The 20,917-nt window shown below is 68.4% G+C and carries 17 protein-coding genes; 12 read left to right on the top strand and 5 right to left on the bottom strand.

Annotated features, from left to right (window positions below):
* The first annotated feature begins 66 nt into the window (after positions 1-66).
* The 4 genes from ACQ4L4_RS09015 to ACQ4L4_RS09000 all read left to right on the top strand — a co-directional run bounded on the left by ACQ4L4_RS09015 (position 67) and on the right by ACQ4L4_RS09000 (position 5,396).
* Positions 67-1,461 carry an efflux transporter outer membrane subunit gene (locus ACQ4L4_RS09015; protein WP_431103904.1) on the top strand — a complete coding sequence of 465 codons (1,395 nt, stop codon included), beginning with the start codon at positions 67-69 and terminating at the stop codon, positions 1,459-1,461.
* A gap of 168 nt (positions 1,462-1,629) precedes the next feature.
* Positions 1,630-2,553 (top strand): spherulation-specific family 4 protein, encoded by a 924-nt coding sequence (locus ACQ4L4_RS09010; protein WP_431103903.1) that lies wholly within the window; start codon positions 1,630-1,632, stop codon positions 2,551-2,553.
* Positions 2,554-2,673: 120 nt separating this feature from the next.
* Positions 2,674-4,743, top strand: coding sequence for an alpha/beta hydrolase family protein (locus tag ACQ4L4_RS09005; RefSeq protein ID WP_431103902.1), 2,070 nt, complete (start codon positions 2,674-2,676; stop codon positions 4,741-4,743).
* Positions 4,740-5,396, top strand: coding sequence for a hypothetical protein (locus ACQ4L4_RS09000; RefSeq protein WP_431103901.1), 657 nt, complete (start codon positions 4,740-4,742; stop codon positions 5,394-5,396). Before ACQ4L4_RS09005 ends, ACQ4L4_RS09000 begins: the two co-directional genes overlap by 4 nt.
* Before the next feature lie 67 nt (positions 5,397-5,463).
* On the opposite strand, the gene ACQ4L4_RS08995 is transcribed toward ACQ4L4_RS09000, so the two are convergent.
* Positions 5,464-7,098, bottom strand: a complete 1,635-nt coding sequence (locus tag ACQ4L4_RS08995) for a glycoside hydrolase family 64 protein (protein WP_431103900.1) — start codon at positions 7,096-7,098, stop codon at positions 5,464-5,466.
* A gap of 359 nt (positions 7,099-7,457) precedes the next feature.
* Here ACQ4L4_RS08995 and ACQ4L4_RS08990 point away from each other — a divergent pair, with 359 nt between their 5' ends.
* From ACQ4L4_RS08990 to ACQ4L4_RS08980, 3 genes are all read left to right on the top strand, one after another.
* Complete coding sequence (locus ACQ4L4_RS08990; RefSeq protein ID WP_377154743.1) at positions 7,458-8,669, top strand: MFS transporter; 1,212 nt, start codon at positions 7,458-7,460, stop codon at positions 8,667-8,669.
* A 44-nt stretch (positions 8,670-8,713) separates the two neighbouring features.
* On the top strand, positions 8,714-9,340 hold the full coding sequence (locus tag ACQ4L4_RS08985; RefSeq protein ID WP_431103899.1) for a GNAT family N-acetyltransferase: 627 nt from the start codon (positions 8,714-8,716) through the stop codon (positions 9,338-9,340).
* A 290-nt stretch (positions 9,341-9,630) separates the two neighbouring features.
* A complete protein-coding gene (locus ACQ4L4_RS08980) occupies positions 9,631-12,033 on the top strand; it encodes a TonB-dependent receptor plug domain-containing protein (protein ID WP_431103898.1) in 2,403 nt (800 codons plus the stop codon).
* 64 nt (positions 12,034-12,097) lie between these two features.
* Here ACQ4L4_RS08980 and ACQ4L4_RS08975 read toward each other — a convergent pair whose 3' ends face one another.
* The 4 genes from ACQ4L4_RS08975 to ACQ4L4_RS08960 form a co-directional block, all read right to left on the bottom strand.
* Positions 12,098-12,490 (bottom strand): hypothetical protein, encoded by a 393-nt coding sequence (locus tag ACQ4L4_RS08975; protein WP_431103897.1) that lies wholly within the window; start codon positions 12,488-12,490, stop codon positions 12,098-12,100.
* Positions 12,491-12,540: 50 nt separating this feature from the next.
* Complete coding sequence (locus ACQ4L4_RS08970) at positions 12,541-13,197, bottom strand: DUF4145 domain-containing protein (protein WP_431103896.1); 657 nt, start codon at positions 13,195-13,197, stop codon at positions 12,541-12,543.
* Between the two features lie 273 nt (positions 13,198-13,470).
* Positions 13,471-14,211, bottom strand: a complete 741-nt coding sequence (locus ACQ4L4_RS08965; protein WP_377154755.1) for a LuxR C-terminal-related transcriptional regulator — start codon at positions 14,209-14,211, stop codon at positions 13,471-13,473.
* 104 nt (positions 14,212-14,315) lie between these two features.
* Positions 14,316-15,293: an NADPH:quinone oxidoreductase family protein gene (locus ACQ4L4_RS08960; protein WP_377154757.1), complete on the bottom strand. Its 978-nt coding sequence runs from the start codon at positions 15,291-15,293 to the stop codon at positions 14,316-14,318.
* Between the two features lie 128 nt (positions 15,294-15,421).
* On the opposite strand from ACQ4L4_RS08960, the gene surE reads away from it, so the two are divergent.
* From surE to rlmD, 5 genes are all read left to right on the top strand, one after another.
* Positions 15,422-16,177, top strand: coding sequence for a 5'/3'-nucleotidase SurE (gene surE, locus ACQ4L4_RS08955; RefSeq protein WP_377154759.1), 756 nt, complete (start codon positions 15,422-15,424; stop codon positions 16,175-16,177).
* Entirely contained in the window at positions 16,174-17,019 is an 846-nt protein-coding gene (locus ACQ4L4_RS08950; protein ID WP_431103895.1) for a protein-L-isoaspartate(D-aspartate) O-methyltransferase, read from the top strand. Before surE ends, ACQ4L4_RS08950 begins: the two co-directional genes overlap by 4 nt.
* A gap of 56 nt (positions 17,020-17,075) precedes the next feature.
* Positions 17,076-17,972 (top strand): peptidoglycan DD-metalloendopeptidase family protein, encoded by an 897-nt coding sequence (locus tag ACQ4L4_RS08945; protein WP_431103894.1) that lies wholly within the window; start codon positions 17,076-17,078, stop codon positions 17,970-17,972.
* Between the two features lie 23 nt (positions 17,973-17,995).
* Complete coding sequence (gene rpoS, locus ACQ4L4_RS08940) at positions 17,996-19,183, top strand: RNA polymerase sigma factor RpoS (RefSeq protein ID WP_431103893.1); 1,188 nt, start codon at positions 17,996-17,998, stop codon at positions 19,181-19,183.
* 115 nt (positions 19,184-19,298) lie between these two features.
* Positions 19,299-20,834, top strand: coding sequence for a 23S rRNA (uracil(1939)-C(5))-methyltransferase RlmD (gene rlmD / locus ACQ4L4_RS08935; protein WP_431103892.1), 1,536 nt, complete (start codon positions 19,299-19,301; stop codon positions 20,832-20,834).
* Positions 20,835-20,917: the final 83 nt, after the last annotated feature.

Below are 20,917 nucleotides of genomic sequence, written 5' to 3'. Positions count from 1 at the left end.
TCGCAAATCGTCTCCCCCGGGCCGGCTTGCGCCGACTCGAGGTCGAGCAGGTCGACGAGGAGCGCCGTGCTGTTGCCGTTGCTGCTCGCCCTCAGCGCCTGCGGCAGCCTGGTGCCGAGCACCGACACGCCGCGTCCGCCGCTGCGCGAGGACTTCCGCCCGAACGCCGCCGCGGCGTCGTCGACATCGACGGTGCCGGCGCCCTCGCATGAATGGCGCGGCTTCTTCGCCGACGCGCGGCTGGACGAGGTCGTCGCCACGGCGCTCGACCAGAACCGCAGCCTGCGCGCGAGCGCGGCCGCCGTCGAGCGCGTGCGGGCGCAGTACCGCGTGACCGCCGCGGACCGTCTGCCCGAGATCGGCGTCGGTGGCTCCGTCACGCGCCAGCGCACGATCAACGGCGAAGGCGCGACGACGGCCTACGGCGTCAACCTCGGCCTGGCGAGCTACGAGATCGATCTGTTCAACCGCCTCGGCAGCCTCGAAGGCGCGGCGCTGTCGCGCTTCCTCGCGGAGCAGGAGACGCAGCGCAGCACGCGGCTGAGCCTGGCCGCGGAGGTCGCGACGGCGTGGCTCGGCCTGGCGGCGGCGCAGCAACGCCTGACCCTCAACCAGGAGCTGCGCGACAGCCAGCAGCGCTCGCTGGATCTGGCCGAGCGGCAGTACGCGCTCGGCGCGGCGTCGGGGCTGGATCGGGCGCGTGCGCGCGCGGCCTTCGAGTCCGCACGCGGCGACGCGGCGGAAAGCGTCAGCGCGGTGACGCAGGCGCGATTGCAGCTGGAGCTGCTCGTCGGCCAGCCGCTGCCGGATCGGCTCCTGCCGACCGCGCCAGGCACGACGTCCACGCCGGGCGGCGTCGACGTCACGGTGCTGCCGGCGGTGCCGGGCGGTCTGCCCGCCGACGTGCTGCTGCAGCGGCCCGATCTGCGCGCGGCCGAGCAGCGTTTGCGCGCGGCCGCCTTCGACGTCGGCGCGGCGCGCGCGGCGCGATTCCCGCGCCTGACGCTGACGGCGAGCGCCGGCACGCGCAGTCCGGACCTGGACGGCCTCTTCAAGAGCGGCAGCGGCGTATGGAGCATCGTGCCGCAGATCGACCTGCCGATCTTCGACGGCGGACAACGCCGCGCGCAGGTCGAGGTCAGCGAGGCCAGCCGGCAGGAAGCGCTGGCGAACTACGAGTCCGCCTTGCAGACGGCGTTCCGCGAAGTCGCGGATGCGCTTGCGGTGCGCGACCAACTCGCCGAGCGGCTCGACGCGCAGCAGGCGCAGGTCGATGCGGCCGAGCAGTCGCAACGCCTCGCTGAGCGCAGCTACCGCTTGGGCGGCAGCAGCCAGCTGGAGCTGCTTGATGCTCAACGCCAGGCGACGACGGCGAAGCGCGCGCTGGTGACGCTGCGACAGACCGAGCAGGCCAATCGCGTGGCGCTGCTCAGGGCGTTCGGCGGACGCTGGACGCAGTGATTGGACGGTGCGCCCGGTCCCGATGATGGCTTTCGCTTTCGTACAAATCGAAAATAAAACTTTCGATTTATGTTGTAAGGAAAGAGAAAAACGTGGCGTAAACCATATTCGAAAGAATTCGATGGCTTCCTAGACTCCGCTGGTCATTCACCACGACCAGGGGATCTCATGAAGCAAGCCACATGGCTGACCGCGCGTCCGACCACGCTTTTCAACACGTTCTCCCGACTTTCTGCCGTCGTCGCGCTCGCGGGCGCGGCGGCCGGTGTCGCGACCACGGCCACGGCGGCGCCGACCGGTTTCGGCCTGATCGCCTACTGGGGCGAGACCGCCAGCACCTACGGCGGCCAGGTGCCCTTGGGCAGCTACGTCGTCATCAATCCCAACAGCGGCGCGCAGGGGCTGAGCGCGAGCCAGATCACCAACTGGAAGGCGGTCATCGCCAGCATCCGCGCGCAGGGCGGCAAGGTGCTGGGCTATGTGCCGACCGGCTACGACCGCAACACCGCCGACGAGCTGACCCGCTACAACGCGATCCCGACGGAGCTCTCGGCCTACAAGAACACGCTGGGCGGCGTGGACGGCTTCTTCTTCGACGAGGCCGCGCACGACGACGCCTCGCTGACCGACGCACAGAAGTGCAGCGGCACGCCGTCGAAGTGGGCCAACGTGCGCTCGATGGTGTCGGGCTCGGGGGCAGGCGGCATCAAGGTCTGGAACGCGGGCTGGCCGGGCGCGAGCGGCTGCTTCGTCAGCGCGGCGCAGTCCGGCGAGCACATCGTGATGTACGAGGCCGCGTATGCGGACTACCTCAACGGCGCGAGCTGGCTCAACGGCGACGTGCAGAACCTGGCGACCTCGCTCAACGTCAAGACCTGGCTCCTGATCCACTCCGCGACGCAGGCGCAGATGCAGGCGACGCTCAAGGGCACGACGGCCAACTACGTCTACGTGACCAGCATGACCTACAACCCCAGCCTGCCGTGGGGCGGGCCGATCTGGAACTACACGCCGACGTACTGGGGCAACGACACGACCAGCGGGACGGAGCGGTGGTGTCTGAAGAGTCTGAAGTCGGGTGGCAATTGCTGAGGCGGGCTTAGCACGTCGGCGAGTCGCCTTCTCTCATGGATCGACCCGGTGCCGGCACGGGTCGACCTCACGAAAAATGCGCCCATTCAAAAAGCACATTTTCGATTCAGGGAGAGAGGGATGAATCAATCTCGTGGGTGGCGCCATGCCACTTGGGCGAGCCTTTGCGTGCTCGGCGCGCTGGGTGTGATGCACACCGGTCCGCGCGCGCAGAGTGTGTTGGCGCCCGCGGCCGCGGCGACGTCGACAGGCAAACCGCCTTCGGTCGCCGACTTCTTCCGCGACCCGATGATGCGGCGCCCGAAGATCTCGCCGGACGGCCGCGCGATCGCGCTGGTCGTGAGCAGCGCGCAGCACGAGCGCAGCGCGCTCGCGGTGATCGAGCTGGAGCAGGGCAACCGCATCACGCAGGTCGCGAGCTTCACCGATTCCGACATCGCCCACTTCGACTGGGTCGGCAGCGATCGCCTGGTCTACACCTCCGGCAAGGACGAGGCCGGCAAGCGTCGCGACTACAACACCGCCGGCCTGTGGACCGTGAAGCGCGACGGCTCCGAGGGCAGGCAGCTGATCCTGACGCGCTACGCGCAGGAGAGCCGTATCGATTCGCGCATCATCACGCGGGCGCTGCCGTTCGAATGGTTCCTCTACGACGTGCCTGACGACGACAGCGGCGAGGTGGTCATCGGCTATGGCCGCTACGACGCACGTTGGGACCTGAAGTCGGTCCAGTTGGCTCGCCTGAACGTGCAGACGCAACAGCGCCGCACGCTGGAGGCCAAGTCGCCGGACTTCGCCGTCAACTGGGAGCTGGACCCCGCCGGCGAGCCCTGGGCGCTGCAGACGCTCAACGAGAACCGCCAGGCGCTGTACTTCAAGACGGCGGACGGCGCTTGGACGCTGGCGCAGGAAGGCGACTGGGTGGCTTCGCCGACCGTGCGGCCGTTCGCGTCCGACGGCCGCGATCTGCGGCTGGTCCTCGCCAGGTCGCCCGCGGGCACGCAGGCGCTGTACCGCATCGACCCCAAGACGCTCAAGAAGGAGACCGAGCCGCTGGTCTCGCTGACGGGTTTCGACTTCGACGGCGCCGCGATCTTCGACGCCGACAGCCGGCGTCTGCTCGGCCTGCACTTCGAGAACGACGCGCCGTCCACGCACTGGTTCGACGCGACGCTCAAGGAGATGCAGGCGACGGTCGACCAGGCGCTGCCCGGCCGCGCCAACACGCTGGAATGCCGCCGCTGCCTCAAGACCGGCCGCGTGATGGTGACCTCGATGTCGGACACGCAGCCGGCGGAGTACTTCCTCTACGACCACCGCGCGAAGAAGCTGCGGGAGTTCGGCTCCTCGCGGCCGTGGATCCGCGCCGCCGACATGGCGCAGGTGGAGCAGACCCGCATCCGCGCCCGCGACGGACTCGAGTTCCCGGTGACGGTCACGACGCCGCGCGGCAAGGCCGGCGGCCCGAGACCGGCCGTGGTGCTCGTGCATGGCGGGCCTTTCGTGCGCGGCACGTCGTGGGGCTGGAACGCGCTGCCGCAGTTCCTCGCCTCGCGCGGCTACGTCGTGATCGAGCCGGAGTTCCGCGGCAGCGAGGGCTACGGCGAGCAGCTGTTCAAGGCCGGTTGGAAGCAATGGGGCGAGGGGATGATCGACGACGTCAGCGATGCGCTCGCGTGGGCGGTCAAGCAGGGCGGGGTGGATGCGCGCCGGGTCTGCATCGCGGGGGCGAGCTACGGCGGGTACGCGTCGATGATGGGCCTGATCAAGGACCCGGGGCAGTACCGCTGCGGCGTGAGCTGGGCCGGGGTCACCGACCTCGACTACCTGTTCAGCCTGGATTGGAGCGACGCCAGCGACGCGTCGCGGCGCTTCGGCATGACGGCCATGATCGGCGACCGCGTGAAGGACGCCGAGCGTCTGCGCCGCACCTCGCCGCTGCGACGCGCGGCCGACATCAAGGCGCCGGTGCTGATCGCGCATGGCATCGACGATCAGCGCGTGCCGATCGATCACGCGACGGACTTCCGCCGCGCGCTGGAAAAGGCCGGGCATAAGGACATCGAGTACGTCACCTACGACGGCGAAGGCCACGGGTGGCGCAAGCTGTCCACCGACGTCGACTTCTACGGGCGGATGGAGAGGTTTCTGGCGAAGCACCTTGCGCTAGGAGCCGCAGGCGCGCAATGAAGGAAGAGGACGCTGAATGCGGTGAAAGCGTTGAAGGCATTGAAGTCGCTGAGTTGAAGTACACGACCGCGCCCTTCGACCTGGCCGCCTACGAACGGCTTTGCCACGACATCGACTACGACCCCGATCGCATCTGGTACCTGCGCAGTTTCTGGGAGCGCGGGACGCTCCGGAAGCAATACCTGGTGGCGGACGACGCCTACCTGGTCAATGTTCCGCCAATCTATGTCATGGACCGCTACAGGTACTACCTGTTTTGCTTCCGCGACGTCTGCTGCGAAGTCAGCCGGAAGCACGACGTGTCCGCTGTGATCGGAGTTTCAGTGATCGGGGGCGGTCAAGCCGTGCTTCCCGCAGGGTATGAGACCGCTCTGTTGACGGCTCTGACGGCCTTCCATCGTCAGGTGCGCGTGTCGACGCTTGAGGTCGTCGAGCCCAGGATCGAATGGCATCACCTGCCGCTGAACGGAGCCTGGAGAAGAACGGCGGGGGACCCCGCGGTGGAGGAACTGGTGAGGCGGCCTCGACCCGACAAGGTGTGGCCAGCGGGAGCGAATCGGCGTGTCCGGATGAATCGGAAACTGGCCGAATGGTCCACCGCCCTGCTCATCTATGGCTTCATCTTCTTCGCTTTTTGGATCGCGTACTTCTGATCTCCGTGCCCCAAAAGCTGAAGGCCCCGCCGGGCGGGGCCTTCGATGCGACGGGCGCTGAAGCGGTTTACCAGCCGATCGTGTACGTCACCGTCGTCGGCGCATTCGTGTGCAGCGACGGGCTGAAGCCGCCGACGTCGTCGTACGCGAAACCGTAGGCCAGACCGTAGCCGTTGGCGTTGCCTTCCGTGCCCTTGATCGAATGGTCATGCCAGAACTTGGCGAACCAGTTGCCGCGCGTGCCGGCCGGGTAGAAGGCCGCCGGGCGGTACCAGTCGGCCGGCGTGGCCAGCACGTGGCGGTTCAGCGCCGCGCACACCTGCGCCTGGATCTGCAACTGGATCGACTTGGCCGCGTCGGCGGGCGTGTCGACCTGGAAGCTGCCGTCCGGCTTGCGCGGATCGTCCAGCTTGCCCGCGCCCAGGAAGACCTCGGCCGTGTTGGGCTGGCCGTTGATGTAGTACGTGCCGTTCGAGCGCCCGCCGGTGAACACGAATCGGTTGGTGCTGCCGTCCACGCGGCCGCGGAAGGTGCCCAGGTTGTCCAGCGTGAAGACCAGGTCCTGCGTCTTGAAGCGGTTCCACATCTCGCCGATGTAGCCGTCCAGGTAGGCGCCGTTCACGTCGCCCGGGCGGAAGGTGAAATGCGCCGGCGCCAGGATGCGGGTGCGGTACGGGACGTTCGGGAAATTGGGCTCCGCCAGGCTGCGGAACTCGACCGGCACTTCCTGTTGGAACTTGGTGAACAGCGTGTCGCGCGATTCGGTCAGCGGCTCGCCGACCGTCTTGTCGTAGCCGCCCAGGCCCTGAAGGCGCAGCTTCAGCGGGAAACCGAAGTGGTCCACGCGGGTCGTGTTGATGAAGATGCCTTGGTCCGGCTGGCCCTTGGGGATCAGGGCGAATTCACCGAAGTCGAAGATGACGTCCAGGTTGGGATCGCTCGAGTTCTCGATGTTGGCGCCGGCGTAGGCGATGTTGCCCGCGCCGTCCGTGTTCACCTCGATGAACATCGGGCTGCCCACCGACATGAGCACGCGCGCCGAGTTCACCGGCGGGATCGTGATCTGCTTGGTCTGCGACAACGGGAAGAAATAGTTGGCGTACTTGCGGCCATTCTTCGTCACGGTGTTGTCGGACAGGCGCATCGGGACGAGGTTGCCGCCGGCGTCGACGTGCACGAACTCGCCGGTCTGCCAGCTCTTGCCGATGATGGCCCAGTAGACCTGCGAGTCGGGCCAGCGGCCGTTGGTCGCGTTCTCGATCTTGAAGGTCGTGCGGGCGTTCCAGTCGGCCGGATTGCCGGGGTTGCCCGGGTTCTGCGGCGTGCCCGGATCCGTCGTGCCGCCGCCGGTCGTGACGGTCGCGGTGAAGCGCGCGCTGTCGTAGGCCGGGTTGCCGTTGTTGTACGTGAACCAGTAGTCCACGCGCGTGCCGGCGACCGCGCCGGGCAGCGCCAGCTCGTAGCGGGCCGCGCCGCCGTTGAAGGGCATGCGCAGGTTCTGCTGCGCGCCGCCGTTCAACTGGTAGTGCGCGTCGACCCAGGTCGTCGCGACGTTGGACTTGAACCAGAGCGTGGCCTGGCTGCCGTTGAACGCGACGCCGTGCGAGAAGCTCGCATTGGACTGCGCCTGCGTGGTGGGCGCGCTGAAGCTCAGCACGAGGAAGGCCAGGCATGCGCCCAGCCAGCAGAGGAGGCGATTCATGAAGTCTCCAAGAGGTTTCGATGGTGTGCTGGAGGCACCGATCGACGCGGTCCGGCCAGCGCTCTTCGACGCCCGTCCGGGACTGCGACTTCTCTCCTGCGCCCACCATCCTAGGCAAAAGCCGCGCATTCTGAAAGCGCTTTCACAATTTGGAGGTATTCGATTGCAACGGCATGAAAGCGACGGTGGCGACGCGTCTCGCGCCATCGGGGCGTGAGGGCCGGTGCGATGTCCGGGCGATGGAAGGAGGGCGACGGGCGAGGAATGCGCGCGGCACGGTCCTGCGGGCGAAGAGCGTCGACGCCTGGCACGGACCTCGCTTATCGTCGTGTCAGCCTTTGCCCCACGCCTGACCTCCGATGTCGACACCTTCCGCAACGTCTGATGCCGAGTTCTCGTTCCGCCGGATCGCGGTTCCCGCGTTCGGGCCGTCGATGCTGTTCGGCCTGGGCGAGGGCGCGATCCTGCCGATCGTGCCGCTGATGGCGCGGGACCTGGGGGCGTCGGTGTCGATGGCGGCCTTCGTGGTGACGCTCATCGGGCTGGGCTCGCTGCTGAACAACATCCCGGCGTCGGTGATCACGATGCGGTGGGGCGAACGCTGGGCCATCGTCGCGGCCGGCGTCTGGAGCGCGTTGGGCATGGCGCTGTGCGTGCTGCTGCCGGGCGTGCTGGCGCTGGGCATCGGCTGCTTCATGGTGGGCATGTCGCAGGCCGTCTACAACCTGGCGCGCCAGAGCTATCTGACCGAGGCGGTGCCCGCCGCCTACCGGGCGCGGGCGCTGTCCACGCTGGGCGGCGTGATGCGGATCGGCATGTTCATCGGGCCGTTCCTGTCGGCGGCGGCGGTGCATGCGTTCGGGCTGGAGGCGGCGTTCGGCGTCGGCATCGCGGGCGTGCTGGCCGCGGCGGCGATCGGCGCGCGGCTGCCGGACCTGGAAGCGCCGCCGCATCCTGCTGGCGCGGCGCCGGCGCCGGTGTCGCTGAAGTCCATCGTGGCCGATCACCGCCGGGTGTTCCTGACCCTGGGCCTGGGCGTGATGCTGGTCAGCGCGGTGCGGGCATCGCGCCAGGCGGTGATCCCGCTGTGGGCGGACCACCTGCTGCTGGCGCCGGCGGTGACCTCGCTGATCTACGGGATCTCCGGCGGCATCGAGATGCTGCTGTTCTATCCCGCGGGCCGCGTGATGGACCTGAAGGGCCGGCGCTGGGTGGCGGTGCCGTCGATGGCGATCATCGGCATCGCGCTGCTGCTGATGCCGCTCACCGCCGGCTTCACCACGCTGCTGATCGCCGCGACGGCGATCGGTTTCGGCAACGGCATCGGCTCGGGGCTGATCATGACGCTGGGCGCCGACCACGCGCCGCGCCACGGTCGCGCCTACTTCCTCGCGGTGTGGCGCTTCCTGTCCGACGTGGGCGGCTCCTGCGGGCCTGCGCTGCTGTCGGCGCTGGTGGCGACGGCGTCGCTGGCCGGCGGCATCGCGGTCACCGGCGGGCTGGCGATGCTGGCGGCGACCTTGCTGGGGATGTGGATCCCGGCGAAGCAGGCGGTCGAGCGATCGCGTTGACGTCGACACACCAGTCGGCCGGATCGGGCGACTACAGTTGCGCCATGCCTGTTCCCCCTGACGACTCTCCGGCTGATTACCGTCCCGGATCACCGCTCAAGCTGCTGCGGACCGAGCGCCTGCTGATGCGGGCCTCCGTGCCCGCGCTGGCCGAGGCCGCGGTCGACTACCAGTCGCGCAACCTCGCGCACTTCGCCCGTTGGGATCCGACGCGTCCGGCCAATCATTGGGAACTGGAGGTCACGCGAGCGCGACTGGCCCGTGAGGAAGCCGCCTTCGATGCGGGCACGATCTGGCGCTACTGGCTGTCGCTGGCGGAGGCGCCCGGTCGCGTGATCGGCGTCTGCGCGCTGTCGGATGTGGTGCGCGGCGTGTTCCAGAGCGCGATGCTGGGCTACAGCCTGGACGAGGACTGCGTCGGCGCCGGGTTGATGCAGGAGGCGCTGAAGCAGCTGATCGACGAGGCCTTCTCGCCGGCGGTGTCGCTGCACCGCGTGCAGGCGTCGGTGCGGCCGGAGAACGCGCGCAGTCGGCGCGTGCTGGAGCGGCTCGGGTTCCAGCGCGAAGGCCTCAGCCCGCGCTACCTGTTCATCGACGGCGAATGGCGCGACCACGAGACCTTCGCGTTGATCAATCCGCAGTGGGGCGAGACTCGGCGGCCGGCGACGTGAAACGTCGGCCATGCTCGCGACGCTCCCGATCCTCCTCCGCTCTTCGGTCTGATCGCTGTCGGTTACGGCGCGAGGCGGCTGTCTATCGACGGGACGTCGGGGTGTCGTCGACCACCACGCTGGTGTCGACGGTGCTGTCGCTGGGGACGCTGGCGGTGGTGCTGACGCAGCTGCGCTAGGGACTGAAGCTCGTCCTTCGCATTTGCTTGTGCGGTGCGCTTCGTTGGCCGGGCATGCCAAGGCCCGCAGGCTATGGGGTTGTCGTGACTGATGAATCCCCGAAAGCCCCCATGTCCCTTCGTTCGTCCTTCCGCCCGCTGATCTCCGGAATCCCGCTGAGCGCCGTGGCGCTCGCCGCCATCGCCAGCCTCGCGTCCGCCGTCCAGGCCCAGGCTCAAACTCAGCAGGCGTCGACGCCGGCCGCCGCCTCCGGCGATCAACTCCAGCAGGTCGTCGTCACAGGAACCCGTCGCGTGAATCGCACGGTGGCGGAGTCGGAATCGCCCGTCGATGTCCTCAGCGTCGCCGATCTGCAGCGCACCGGGACCTCCGAACTCGCGACCGCGCTCGGCCAGTTGCTGCCGTCGCTGAACTTCCCGCGTCCGTCGCTGACCGACGCCTCCGATGCCTTGCGGCCCGCCCAGTTGCGCGGGCTCTCGCCCGACCAGACCCTCGTGCTGATCGACGGCAAGCGCCGCCACACCACCGCCGTGGTCAACATCAACGGCACGCAGGGCCGCGGCTCCGCGCCGGTGGACCTGAACACGATCCCGTTCGCCGCGATCGAGCGCGTCGAGGTCCTGCGCGACGGCGCCGCCGCGCAGTACGGCTCCGACGCGATCGCGGGTGTGATCAACATTGTCCTGAAGAAGGGCGCCAAGGGCGGCAGCGTCAACGCCGAGGTCGGCCAGACCGATGCGGGCGACGGCTTCCGCCACACCGAGGCGGCCAGCGCCGGCTTCGCGCTCGGACAGGACGGATGGGTGCGCTTCGCGCTCGAGAACCGCCATCAGCAGCGCACCAACCGCGCCGGCGTCGACACGCGCGACGCGGCGACCGAACCCCGCTTCGGCCAGGTCAACAACCGACTCGGCGATCCGGACAGCCATCAGCAGTCCGCGGTGATCAACGCCGAGGTCGCGCTGAGCGGCAGCCTGCAGGCCTATGCCGTCGCCACGCTCAGCCATCGCGACACGGTCTCCGCCGCGTTCTGGCGCACTCGCGCGACCGCTGTCGCCAACAACGTCGCCGGGCTGTACCCCGAGGGCTTCCTGCCGTTGCAGGACAGCACCACCGTCGACACCGGCATCGTCGCCGGCGTGCGCGGTGAGTTGGCCGGATGGTCCTGGGACGCGAGCGTCAACCATGGCCGCAACCGCTTCGACATCGACGTGGCCAACACGGCCAACTACTCGCTCGGCAACGCGAGCCCGACGCGCTTCGACGCCGGTCGACTCAGCAACCAGCAGACGGTGCTGAATCTGGACCTGTCGCGCGAGGTCGACCTCGGTCTGGTCGCGCCGTGGACTTTGGCCCTCGGCGCCGAGGCCCGTCGCGAGCGCTACGAGATCGATGCCGGTGAACCGGCGTCGTACCAGAGCGGCGGCGCTTCCGGTTTCCCCGGCTTCCAGCCGAGCAACGCCGGCGCGCATTCACGCCATGACATCGCCGCCTACGCGAGCCTTGAAGGCCAGGTGACGAGGGCCTTCAGCGCCTCCGCCGCGCTGCGGGCCGAGCACTACAACGACTTCGGCAATGCGACCTCCGCGAAGCTGTCGGGCCGCTACGTGTGGTCCCCGGCCGTGGCGCTGCGCGGCACGGTGTCCACCGGCTTCCGCGCGCCATCACTGGCACAGCAGTACTTCGCCACCACCTCGACCAACCTGATCAACGGCGCGCTGGTCGATGCCGGCACCTTCCCGGTGGAATCCGCAACCGCGGCGGCGCTCGGCGCCAAGCCGCTGAAGGCGGAGAAGTCGCGCAACCTGAGCCTCGGCCTGCTGTTGCAGCCGCTGGCGCAATGGCAGACCACGGTCGACGTCTACCAGATCGACATCGACGACCGCATCCTGCTGTCGGCCAACCTGACGCTGCCGGCGGCGCTCCGCAATCAGCTGGCGGCGCAGGGCGTGCTGGTCAGCGCGGGGCGTTACTTCACCAATGCGCTGGACACGCGCACGCGTGGCGTGGACGTCGTGAGCACGTGGCAGCAGGACTGGGGCGGCGCGGGCCGTGGCCAGTACACGGTGGCCTACAACCACAACAAGAATTCGATCCGGCATGTCGACGACAACCCGGCGATCCTCACGGCCAACAACCTGGAGCTGATCGACCGCGTCTCGCTGGCGCGCGCCACGATCGGGTCGCCGAAGGACAAGCTGGTGCTCGGTGCCGAGCACCGCTGGGGACCGTGGATCGGCCGCGCGGCGGCGAGCCGTTACGGCAGCTTCGTGATCCGCCAGTCCAACGCGGCCAACGACCAGACCTTCGGGCCGGCGTGGCTGCTGGATCTGTCGGCGGGGTGGGAGCAGGGCGCCTGGTCGCTCAGCGCCGGCATCGACAACGTCACCGACCGCTACCCCGATCGGGTGACCACGCCGAACGCCGTCGGCGGCATCCTGGCCTACAACCAGTTCTCGCCGTTCGGGGCGAACGGGCGGCAGTACTACGCGAAGGCGGGGTATCGGTGGTGAGCGCGCGGCGTCGGCAATCGCCGGCGTTGTCGCCAGACCGGAACATCGTGCGTCAGGTTGTCACTCAATCGGACAAGTCGACGGGGACTGCGACGGCGAGCGCACGGAAGTCGAGGCCGGCAATGATCTCTTGAAGTCGAGCCATGGGGTCGCCGCCTTCTTGATACCAGCGCAATGTCAACACGCGCTGCGTCGATGCTTCGAAATCGATCTGATCAGCAACGACAGCCTCCCAGCGCTCGTTCGGGCCCCACACCGCGTGACGACTGTCAATCGCTGCAAGCTCGCGCTCGATCTCGTCGATCGCGTGAACCAGGTGACCTGGCTGTTCCATCCATTTCCTGCCCATCACAACGCGCCACTTCCGTTCGAGGTAGGGGTTGCCCTCGATCACTCCGTCGTGGGTGTTCCTGGCAGTGACGGAGAGCAGGTGAACGGCATAGCCGTTGACGTCCAAGGTACTACGCATGCGTGGGTCAGGGTTAGAAGCGCAATGACGATCTCGGGTTACAGGTCGCCAACCAGCGCCTCGACGCCCGCGACCATTGCCCTAGCGTCCTGCTCAGAGTAATCGGTCCACTTGCCGTGCGCGGCCTTGTTTCCGATGTCGGCCCATGCTGTAACTTGCTTCTGCTTGACCATGTTGTACGCACCTGCTCGACAGAGGTCGGCGTTCATCTTGTCTAGCTTTCCTTCGGGCACGCCAAATCTCGCGGCCAGGTCCTTGAGAGAAGACTCAAGCGCAACCCTGGCCAGAATGCATGCGGGATCTTTGTAGCCTGCTGAGAGCAGGTCTCGCGATTGGCTAAGAGCGTCGGCAAGCACCTCGGCTTTTGCGAGCGTCCTCAAGTGAAACAGGTAGCCGCCTTCATAGTCCTCCTTCGCCGCGCTAAAGATGGCAAAGCTGTCCTTGCATTCCGAAAGCCATCCTTGGAACGCACTGTAGTGCTCAGCGAAGTTTCGGTAGTGAACGCTTTCGTCTCCAAAGGTCCGGTGCAACAGATTGAGGACATTGGTTGCCCATGCCTTGTATGCATCTGTGGGGACGGTAAAGACCTGACGGCCCTCATGCGAGGTGAAGTCCAGTTGCTTGGCAGCGATAACAGCTTCCCCCTTTTGTTTGAGTTCTTCGAAGCGGCGCGTGACGACTGGATCGAGATGCATGGAGCGAATCGACAGGCAGTTGCGATGAACGATCCTATGCGATGCAGTGCGCGCCTCGCTTAGTCAATGCCGCTCTATCCGCTATGAGGAAGAGGCGACCCAGTGTGAGAGTCTTCATGTGAGCAATCCATGTCCTGCCACGCCAAACGCATACCGTGAGAGGCTCCTGCTCTCACCCCTGGAGGCGCGTTGCTCTCACCGTTCGGCGCCTTCGAGGCAGGCATTGATGGAACCGGAATCAAGCGGGCCAAAGCCCTTGCCTTCACAGGCAATTCAGACCAGCCCTTGCTTCGACGCCAGCACCGCCGCTTCCGCGCGGCTCGACACGTTGAGCTTCTTGTAGATGCTCTTGATGTGGTCGTTGACGGTGAACCACTTGATGCCCATGAGGTTCGCGATCTCCTTGATCGTGAAACCCTTGCTGAGGTAGGTCAGCACCTCGTTCTCGCGCGGGGTCAGGCGTTCCCATTCGGGCACCGGATCCAGCGTGACGCCGCGCGTGCTGGGCGTGGCCGTGGAGGTCAGGCTGCCGAAGCCGGAGTTCAGTCCCATCGGGCCCGAATCGCCGGTCGACCCCGGACGGAAGTGCGACAGCAGCCGGCGCGCGATCGCGGGCGACAGCGGCGGCTGGCCGCGTACGATGCGCTGCAGCTCCTCCACCAGCACCTCGAAGCGGTCTTCCTTCAGCAGGTAGCCGTCCGCACCGCGTTGCAGGGCGGGGAAGAGGTGGTCATCGTCCGAATAGAGCGTCGTGACGATCTTGACCGCCGGCTTGCCGGCGAGCTCGCCCAGGAACTCCATGCCGTTGCCGTCCGGCAGTTCCAGGTCGATCATGATCAGCTTGTAGCCGGTGGCGGGCGACTCGGCCTCCACCTTGGCGAGCTGGCGGCGCGCGCCTTCCAGGTCGCCGGCCTCGGTGATCTCCATGCCGTCGCTGAAGCTTTCACGCACCACGCGGCACAGGAAGCTGCGGGCGACGGGGTTGTCTTCGACGATGAGAACTTTGACGGCCATGGTGTGGGGAGCGATAGCTGGCCGCATCCTAGCAGCGCCCCCCGGGCTTGCATGCCCCGTGAAACAGGGTGTCGCCGGACGATCGTCCGGCGGTCGACGGACGGTCAGCCGTTGACGACCACCAGCTTGCCCACCACCTGCCGCGAGGCCATGCGCTCGAAGGCCTTGGGCAGCTCCTCCATCGGCAGGACCTGGTCGATCACCGGGCGGATCTTGCCAGCCGCGTACCACTGCGCCAGCGTCATCATCATCGCGGCGTTGCGCTTGGGTTCGCGCTTCGCGAACTCTCCCCAGAAGACGCCGACCAGCGAGGCCCCCTTCAGCAGCGCCAGGTTCAGCGGCAGCGCCGGGATGCTGCCCTGCGCGAACCCGACCACCAGGTAACGCCCGCGCCAGCCGATCGAGCGGAACGCCGCCTCGGCCAGGTCGCCGCCGACGGGGTCGTAGATGACGTCCGGGCCCTTGCCCTCGGTCAGCGCCTTGATCTCGTCCCGCAGCGAGCCGCTCGCGTAGTTGATCGTGGCATCGGCGCCGATCTCGCGACAACGCGCGCATTTCTCGTCCGACGAGGCCGCCGCGATCACCCGCGCGCCGGCCGCCTTCGCGATCTGGATCGCCGCCGTGCCGACACCGCCCGCCGCGCCCAGGATCAGCACCGTCTCGCCGGCCTGGAGCGCGGCGCGGTCGATCAGCGCATGGTGGCTGGTGGCATAGGTGCAGATGAAGGCCGCGGCGTCCTCGAAGGGGAAGCCGGGCGGCAGCGGCAGCGCCAGCGCGGCGGGCACCAGCGCCTCGGTGCCGAAGCCGCCGGTGCCGGTGAAGGCCGCCACCGCGTCGCCCGGCTTGAAGCCGGTCACGCCGTCGCCGACCGCCTCGACGATGCCGGCGAACTCGGTGCCCGGCACGAAGGGCAGCGGCGGCTTCATCTGGTACTTGTTCTGGACGATGAGCAGGTCGGGGAAGTTCAGGCTCGCCGCCTTGATCGCCACCTTCAGCTGGCCGGGGCCGGGCTGCGGGGAGGGCAGTTCCTTCCACTGCAGCGCTTCGACGCCGACGGGGTTCTCGCACAGCCATGCCTTCATGTCTCGTCTCCTCATTCTGATGGATCCGCCAATCGTCGCGGGGTGGTCCAGGGGTCGCCGGGCGCATGATAGGCAGCACGGGTGGACCCTCGCGTCACCGGGGTGACGGCCTGCCTACAATGCCGTCCATGCGCATCCTCATCGCCAACGACGACGGCTATCTGGCCCCCGGTCTCGCCGCCCTGGTCCGTGCCTGCGAAGGGCTCGGCACGGTGGAAGTCATCGCCCCGGAGCAGAACGCCAGCGGCACGTCCAACTCGCTCACGCTGCACCGGCCGCTGTCGGTGTACACGTCCTCCAACGGTTATCGCTACGTCAACGGCACGCCGTCCGACTGCGTCCACCTGGCCCTGACCGGGCTGCTGGACTACAAGCCCGACCTGGTGCTGTCCGGCATCAACAACGGCGCGAACATGGGCGACGACACGCTCTACTCGGGCACCGTCGCCGCCGCGACCGAGGGCTACCTCTTCGGCGTGCCGTCGATCGCCTTCTCGCAGGTCGAGAAGGGCTGGGGCGACCTGGACGCCGCCGCCGCCGTCGCGCGCGCGCTGGTCCAGGACGTCATCGCGGGCGGACTGGGTCAGCCCTTCCTGCTCAGCGTCAACATCCCGAACCGTGCCGACGCCGCCTCGCTGCCGCGCCGCATCACGCGCCTGGGACGCCGCCACGCCAGCGAGGCCACGATCCAGCAACGCAGCCCGCGCGGCGAGATGATCTACTGGATCGGCCCGGCCGGCGCCGAGCGCGAAGCGGGCGAGGGCACCGATTTCCACGCGACCGCCAATGGCGCCGTATCGGTCACGCCGCTGCAGGTCGACCTCACCGAACACGCGACGCTGGGCCACTGGCGCCAGCAACTGCAGACCGACGGCCGTCCATGACCTCGCTGCCGCCCCGGCCCAAGCGCTTTCCGCTGTCGCTGGACAAGCTCGGAGCGACCCGCCCGGGCGCGCCCGGCGCAGCCGCGGCCGCCGAGGCGCGCGAGCCGCTCAAGCCGCAGGGCCATTGGCAGCAGGCCGCCGCCATCAAGGCCCGGCAGACGACGCCGATCGGACTGGGCCTCGATTCGGCCGGGGTGCGCCAGCGCATGGTCGAGCGGCTGCGCCGCGAAGGCCTGTCCGACGAGCGCGTGCTGCAGGCGCTGGCCACGGTGCATCGCCATCACTTCGTCGACTCCGCGCTCGCCACCCAGGCCTACGAGGACACCAGCCTGCCGATCGGCCACGGGCAGACGATCTCCAAGCCGTCCGTCGTCGGGCGGATGATGGCGCTGATGCTCGACGCGCCCGGGGCGCGGCAACGTGGGCATCTGGGCAAGGTGCTCGAGATCGGCACCGGCTGCGGCTACCAGGCGGCGCTGCTGATGCAGTTGTCGAAACAGGTCGTGTCGGTCGAGCGGCTGCGGCCGCTGCACGACAAGGCGCGCGCCAACCTCGTGGGGCATCACCAGATCCGGCTCGTCTACGGGGACGGCATGCTCGGCCACCCGCCGTCGGCCCCGTACGACAGCATCATCTCCGCCGCCGGCGGCGACGACATCCCGCAAGCCTGGCTGGACCAGCTCGCGCCCGGCGGCCGGCTGGTGGCGCCGATGACCGCGCCCAGCGGCCGGGGGCAAGTCCTGGTCCTGATCGATCATGTCCGCGACGCCGCGGGCTCGCGTTTCCTGCGCAGCCTGCATGAGGCCGTCCTGTTCGTACCCCTAAAATCAGGCGTCCTGTAGCGCGCCAGCCCGACGGTGGCTTCCGCGCTTCGGCTTTCCAAATGACAACTTCGCGCATGCAACAACTCTTCCGTTCCCCGCTGCTCTGGGTCTCCGTGGCGGTGCTCGCGCTCACGGGCTGCCAGAACACCCCGCACCGCGCGCCGGTGGAGGACCGTCCCGTCGGCAAGGCGACTGCGCCGGCCATTCCCGGCACCGCGGTCACGCCCGCCCCGGAATCGAAACCGCTGCCCGGCGCCGAGAACGCCGGCAAGCCCGGCTACTACACCGTCAAGCCCGGCGACACGCTGATCCGCATCGCGATGGACAACGGCCAGGGCTGGCGCGACGTGGCGAGATGGAACGGCATGGACAACCCCAACCTGGTCGAGGTGGGTCAGGTCTTGCGCGTGATTCCGCCGGGCCTCGACCCGAACGCGGCGACGACCCGTCCGCTGACGACTTCCAAGGTGGAGACGCGTCCGCTGGATGGCAAGTCCCCGGCTCCGGCGACGACGACCGCCGCGGCCGCGTCCTCCTCCTCGCCCGCCAGCGGCGCAGCGACGCCCGCCGCGCCCGCCGCGCCCGCCGTCACCAAGGACGATGACGACATCAGCTGGGGCTGGCCCGCGTCCGGCGCGGTGGCCGCGGGCTTCGACGAGGTCCGCAACAAGGGCATGGCCTTCTCCGGCAAGGCCGGGGATCCGGTCTTCGCCGCCGCCGATGGCCGCGTGATGTATGCGGGCGCGGGGTTGCGCGGATACGGCAACATGATCATCATCAAGCACAGCACGAACTATCTGACGGCTTACGCGCATAACCAGACCCTGCTGGTGAAGGAGGACCAGGTGGTGCGCAAGGGCCAGAAGATCGCAGAGATGGGTTCCAGCGACGCGGATTCGGTGAAGCTGCACTTCGAAGTGCGCAAGCAAGGCAAGCCGATCGATCCGTCCAAGTTGTTGCCCGCGCGCTGAGGCGCTCAAGGAGGCGCCGCAACATGACCTTGCATCGCGCCTCTTCGACTGACGGACTTCTGCCCGACGGCCTGGATCGACCCGTTCATCCCGGCCGCTTCAAGCTGCCGCCCGAGTTGGCGGTGGACGGTCACGATGTCGCGCAGGCCGCCGGCAATGATGCCGATCATGACGACGGCCCCGACCCTCACGACGGCGACGAGCGCGAACACGCCGCGCGCGACGACGCTGACGCGCCCGGTGCGGCGGAGGTCGCGACCGATGACGACGACGAGGTCCGCGTCCTGCGCAGCGTCGAATCCGAGGACGGCAAGGGCAAGTCCAAGTCCGGCAAGGGCGATCTCGGACCCGCCGACGGCGACGCCACCAACGCCCTGCAGGCCTACCTGCGCGACATCCGCCGCACGCCGCTGCTGACGCCGCAGGAGGAGTACGACACCGCCGTGAAAGCGCGCGCCGGCGACTTCGAGGCGCGGCAGGCGATGATCGAGCACAACCTGCGGCTGGTCGTCAGCATCGCCAAGAACTACCTGGGCCGCGGCCTGCCGATGAGCGATCTCATCGAGGAAGGCAACCTCGGCCTGATGCACGCGATCGGCAAGTTCGAGCCCGAACGCGGCTTCCGTTTCTCGACCTACGCCAGCTGGTGGATCCGCCAGGCGGTGGAGCGCGCGCTGATGCATCAGGCGCGGCTGGTGCGGCTGCCGGTGCACATCGTGCGCGAGCTCAACCAGGTGCTGAAGGCGCGTCGCGCGCTGGAGGCGGTCGCGGCGCAGCGCGGCGGCGAAGGCGGCGTGCGCGCCGAGGACGTCGCCCAGGCGCTCGGACGGCCGGTCGACGAGATCGCCGAGCTGCTGGCGTATGCGGAGCTGCCGAGCTCGCTCGATTCTCCGGTCGACCGCAACGGCGAGGGCGGCGAATCGATGCTGGACCTGGTCGCGGACGAGCAGGCCGTCGATCCGGCGGGACATCGGCTGAGCCATGAGCTCGAGGACCTGCTCAAGAGCGGGCTGGCCTCGCTCAGCGACCGCGAGCGCGAAGTGCTCGCCGGTCGTTACGGCCTCGCGGACCGCGAGCCCGAGACGCTGGACATCCTGGCCGTGCGGCTCAGCCTGACGCGTGAGCGCATCCGGCAGATCCAGATCGAGGCGCTGGCCAAGCTCAAGCGCAACATGATGCGGCAGGGCATCAGCCGCGATTCGATCTTCTGACGCCGCGTGAGGCGGGTGCGGTGCGGACATGTTCCGCATCACGGCGCCTTCATGCGGGTCGTCGTCGCGGGAGCGGCGGCGGGCACGTCCTGTGGCGCTGGGATAATGCGCCCCCATGACTGATGTATCGGAATGGCTGAAGGTCGACTCGCTGGACCTTGAAGCGCAGGGCGTCGCCCACAACAGCGAAGGCAAGGTGGTGTTCATCGAGGGCGCCTTGCCCGGCGAGGAAGTCCAGGTCACCGTCGGCCGCAAGAAGAACAAGTGGGAGCAGGCCGCGATGGTCGCGATGCGCCGCGAGAGCTCGCAGCGTGTGCGCCCGGTCTGCCCGCATTTCGGCCTGCATCCCGGCGCCTGCGGCGGCTGCAAGATGCAGCACCTGCACCCGGGCGCCCAGGTCGCCGTCAAGCAACGTGTGCTGGAGGACAACCTCTGGCACCTCGGCAAGGTCAGGGCCGAGGCGCTGCTGCGTCCGATCGAGGGCCCGGCCACCGGCTACCGCTATCGCGCGCGCCTGTCGGTGCGCTACGTGCCGAAGAAGGGCCACGTGCTGGTCGGCTTCCACGAGCGCAAGAGCCGCTACATCGCCGACATGCAGGTCTGCAAGGTCTTGCCCGAGAAGATCAGCGCGATGCTGATGCCGCTGCGCGAGCTGGTCGGCGCGATGGACGCGCGCGACCGTCTGCCGCAGATCGAGCTCGCCATCGGCGATACCGACGGCACGCAGGTCATCGCGCTGGTGCTGCGCCATCTGGAGCCGCTGAGCCCGGGCGATGTCGCGAAGCTGCGCGCGTTCGCGGCCGAGCATGGCGTGCAATGGTGGCTGCAGCCCAAGGGGCCGGACACGGTGCACCTGCTCGACGCGGGCGGACCCGAGCTGGCCTACACGCTGCCGGAGTTTGGCGTGCTGATGCCCTTCAAGCCGACCGACTTCACGCAGGTCAACCACCACATCAACACGGTGCTGGTCGGTCGCGCGCTGCGCCTGCTGGGCGTGCAGTCGGGCGAGCGCGTCATCGACTGGTTCTGCGGCCTGGGCAACTTCACACTGCCGCTGGCCACGCAGGCGCGCGAGGTGCTGGGCATCGAAGGCAGCGAGGCGCTGGTGCAGCGCTCGCGCGAGAACGCGGCGCGCAACGGCCTCGATCACAAGGCGAGTTTCGTTGCCCGCAACCTGTTCGAGATGACGCCGCAACTGCTGGCCGCCGACGGCGTGTCCGACCGCTGGCTGATCGATCCGCCGCGCGAAGGCGCGTTCGCGCTCGTGAAGGCGCTGGCGGATCTGGTCAAGGATCCGTCGCTGGCGCCGGGCTGGACGCCGCCGGAGCGCATCGTCTACGTGTCGTGCGCGCCGTCGACGCTGGCGCGCGACGCGGGCCTGCTGGTCCACGTGGCCGGGTACCGCTGCACGAAGGCGGGCGCGGTCAACATGTTCCCGCACACGGCGCACGTCGAATCGATTGCGGTCTTCGAGCGCGATCCCGAGGCGCAGGCGCGCATCGCGCGCGGCGAGGTGGCGGCCGTCGTCATGGCGGATGTCATGGCCGGCGCCGATGCGCAGACGCTGGCAGATGCGGACGCGGACGCGGGCGCGGGCGCGGACGCGGACGCGGACGCATCGTCATCTCCGAGCGCTGAGTTGACCGCTTAATGAGGTCGCAATGTCGGAGACGGGGCGCATGACGAGTCGCGAGGTCAGGGGCCGCTCGTAGAATCGACGGCTTCGGTTTCTCC

The sequence above is a fragment of the Roseateles noduli genome, assembly GCF_050626985.1.
Taxonomy (GTDB): Bacteria; Pseudomonadota; Gammaproteobacteria; order Burkholderiales; family Burkholderiaceae_C; genus Roseateles; species Roseateles noduli_A.
Note: the sequence above shows the minus strand (reverse complement) of the source record. Positions and strands in the feature narration are given on the sequence as shown.

What these genes read in the sequence shown, in the direction of transcription:
- ACQ4L4_RS09010 (WP_431103903.1), top strand. Translation starts at nt 1,630, where the DNA reads ATGAAGCAAGCCACATGGCTGACCGCGCGTCCGACCACGCTTTTCAAC.
- ACQ4L4_RS09005 (WP_431103902.1), top strand. Translation starts at nt 2,674, where the DNA reads ATGAATCAATCTCGTGGGTGGCGCCATGCCACTTGGGCGAGCCTTTGC.
- ACQ4L4_RS09000 (WP_431103901.1), top strand. Translation starts at nt 4,740, where the DNA reads ATGAAGGAAGAGGACGCTGAATGCGGTGAAAGCGTTGAAGGCATTGAA.
- ACQ4L4_RS08995 (WP_431103900.1), bottom strand. Translation starts at nt 7,098, where the DNA reads ATGAATCGCCTCCTCTGCTGGCTGGGCGCATGCCTGGCCTTCCTCGTG.
- ACQ4L4_RS08990 (WP_377154743.1), top strand. Translation starts at nt 7,458, where the DNA reads ATGTCGACACCTTCCGCAACGTCTGATGCCGAGTTCTCGTTCCGCCGG.
- ACQ4L4_RS08985 (WP_431103899.1), top strand. Translation starts at nt 8,714, where the DNA reads ATGCCTGTTCCCCCTGACGACTCTCCGGCTGATTACCGTCCCGGATCA.
- ACQ4L4_RS08980 (WP_431103898.1), top strand. Translation starts at nt 9,631, where the DNA reads ATGTCCCTTCGTTCGTCCTTCCGCCCGCTGATCTCCGGAATCCCGCTG.
- ACQ4L4_RS08970 (WP_431103896.1), bottom strand. Translation starts at nt 13,197, where the DNA reads ATGCATCTCGATCCAGTCGTCACGCGCCGCTTCGAAGAACTCAAACAA.
- ACQ4L4_RS08965 (WP_377154755.1), bottom strand. Translation starts at nt 14,211, where the DNA reads ATGGCCGTCAAAGTTCTCATCGTCGAAGACAACCCCGTCGCCCGCAGC.
- ACQ4L4_RS08960 (WP_377154757.1), bottom strand. Translation starts at nt 15,293, where the DNA reads ATGAAGGCATGGCTGTGCGAGAACCCCGTCGGCGTCGAAGCGCTGCAG.
- surE (WP_377154759.1), top strand. Translation starts at nt 15,422, where the DNA reads ATGCGCATCCTCATCGCCAACGACGACGGCTATCTGGCCCCCGGTCTC.
- ACQ4L4_RS08950 (WP_431103895.1), top strand. Translation starts at nt 16,174, where the DNA reads ATGACCTCGCTGCCGCCCCGGCCCAAGCGCTTTCCGCTGTCGCTGGAC.
- ACQ4L4_RS08945 (WP_431103894.1), top strand. Translation starts at nt 17,076, where the DNA reads ATGCAACAACTCTTCCGTTCCCCGCTGCTCTGGGTCTCCGTGGCGGTG.
- rpoS (WP_431103893.1), top strand. Translation starts at nt 17,996, where the DNA reads ATGACCTTGCATCGCGCCTCTTCGACTGACGGACTTCTGCCCGACGGC.
- rlmD (WP_431103892.1), top strand. Translation starts at nt 19,299, where the DNA reads ATGACTGATGTATCGGAATGGCTGAAGGTCGACTCGCTGGACCTTGAA.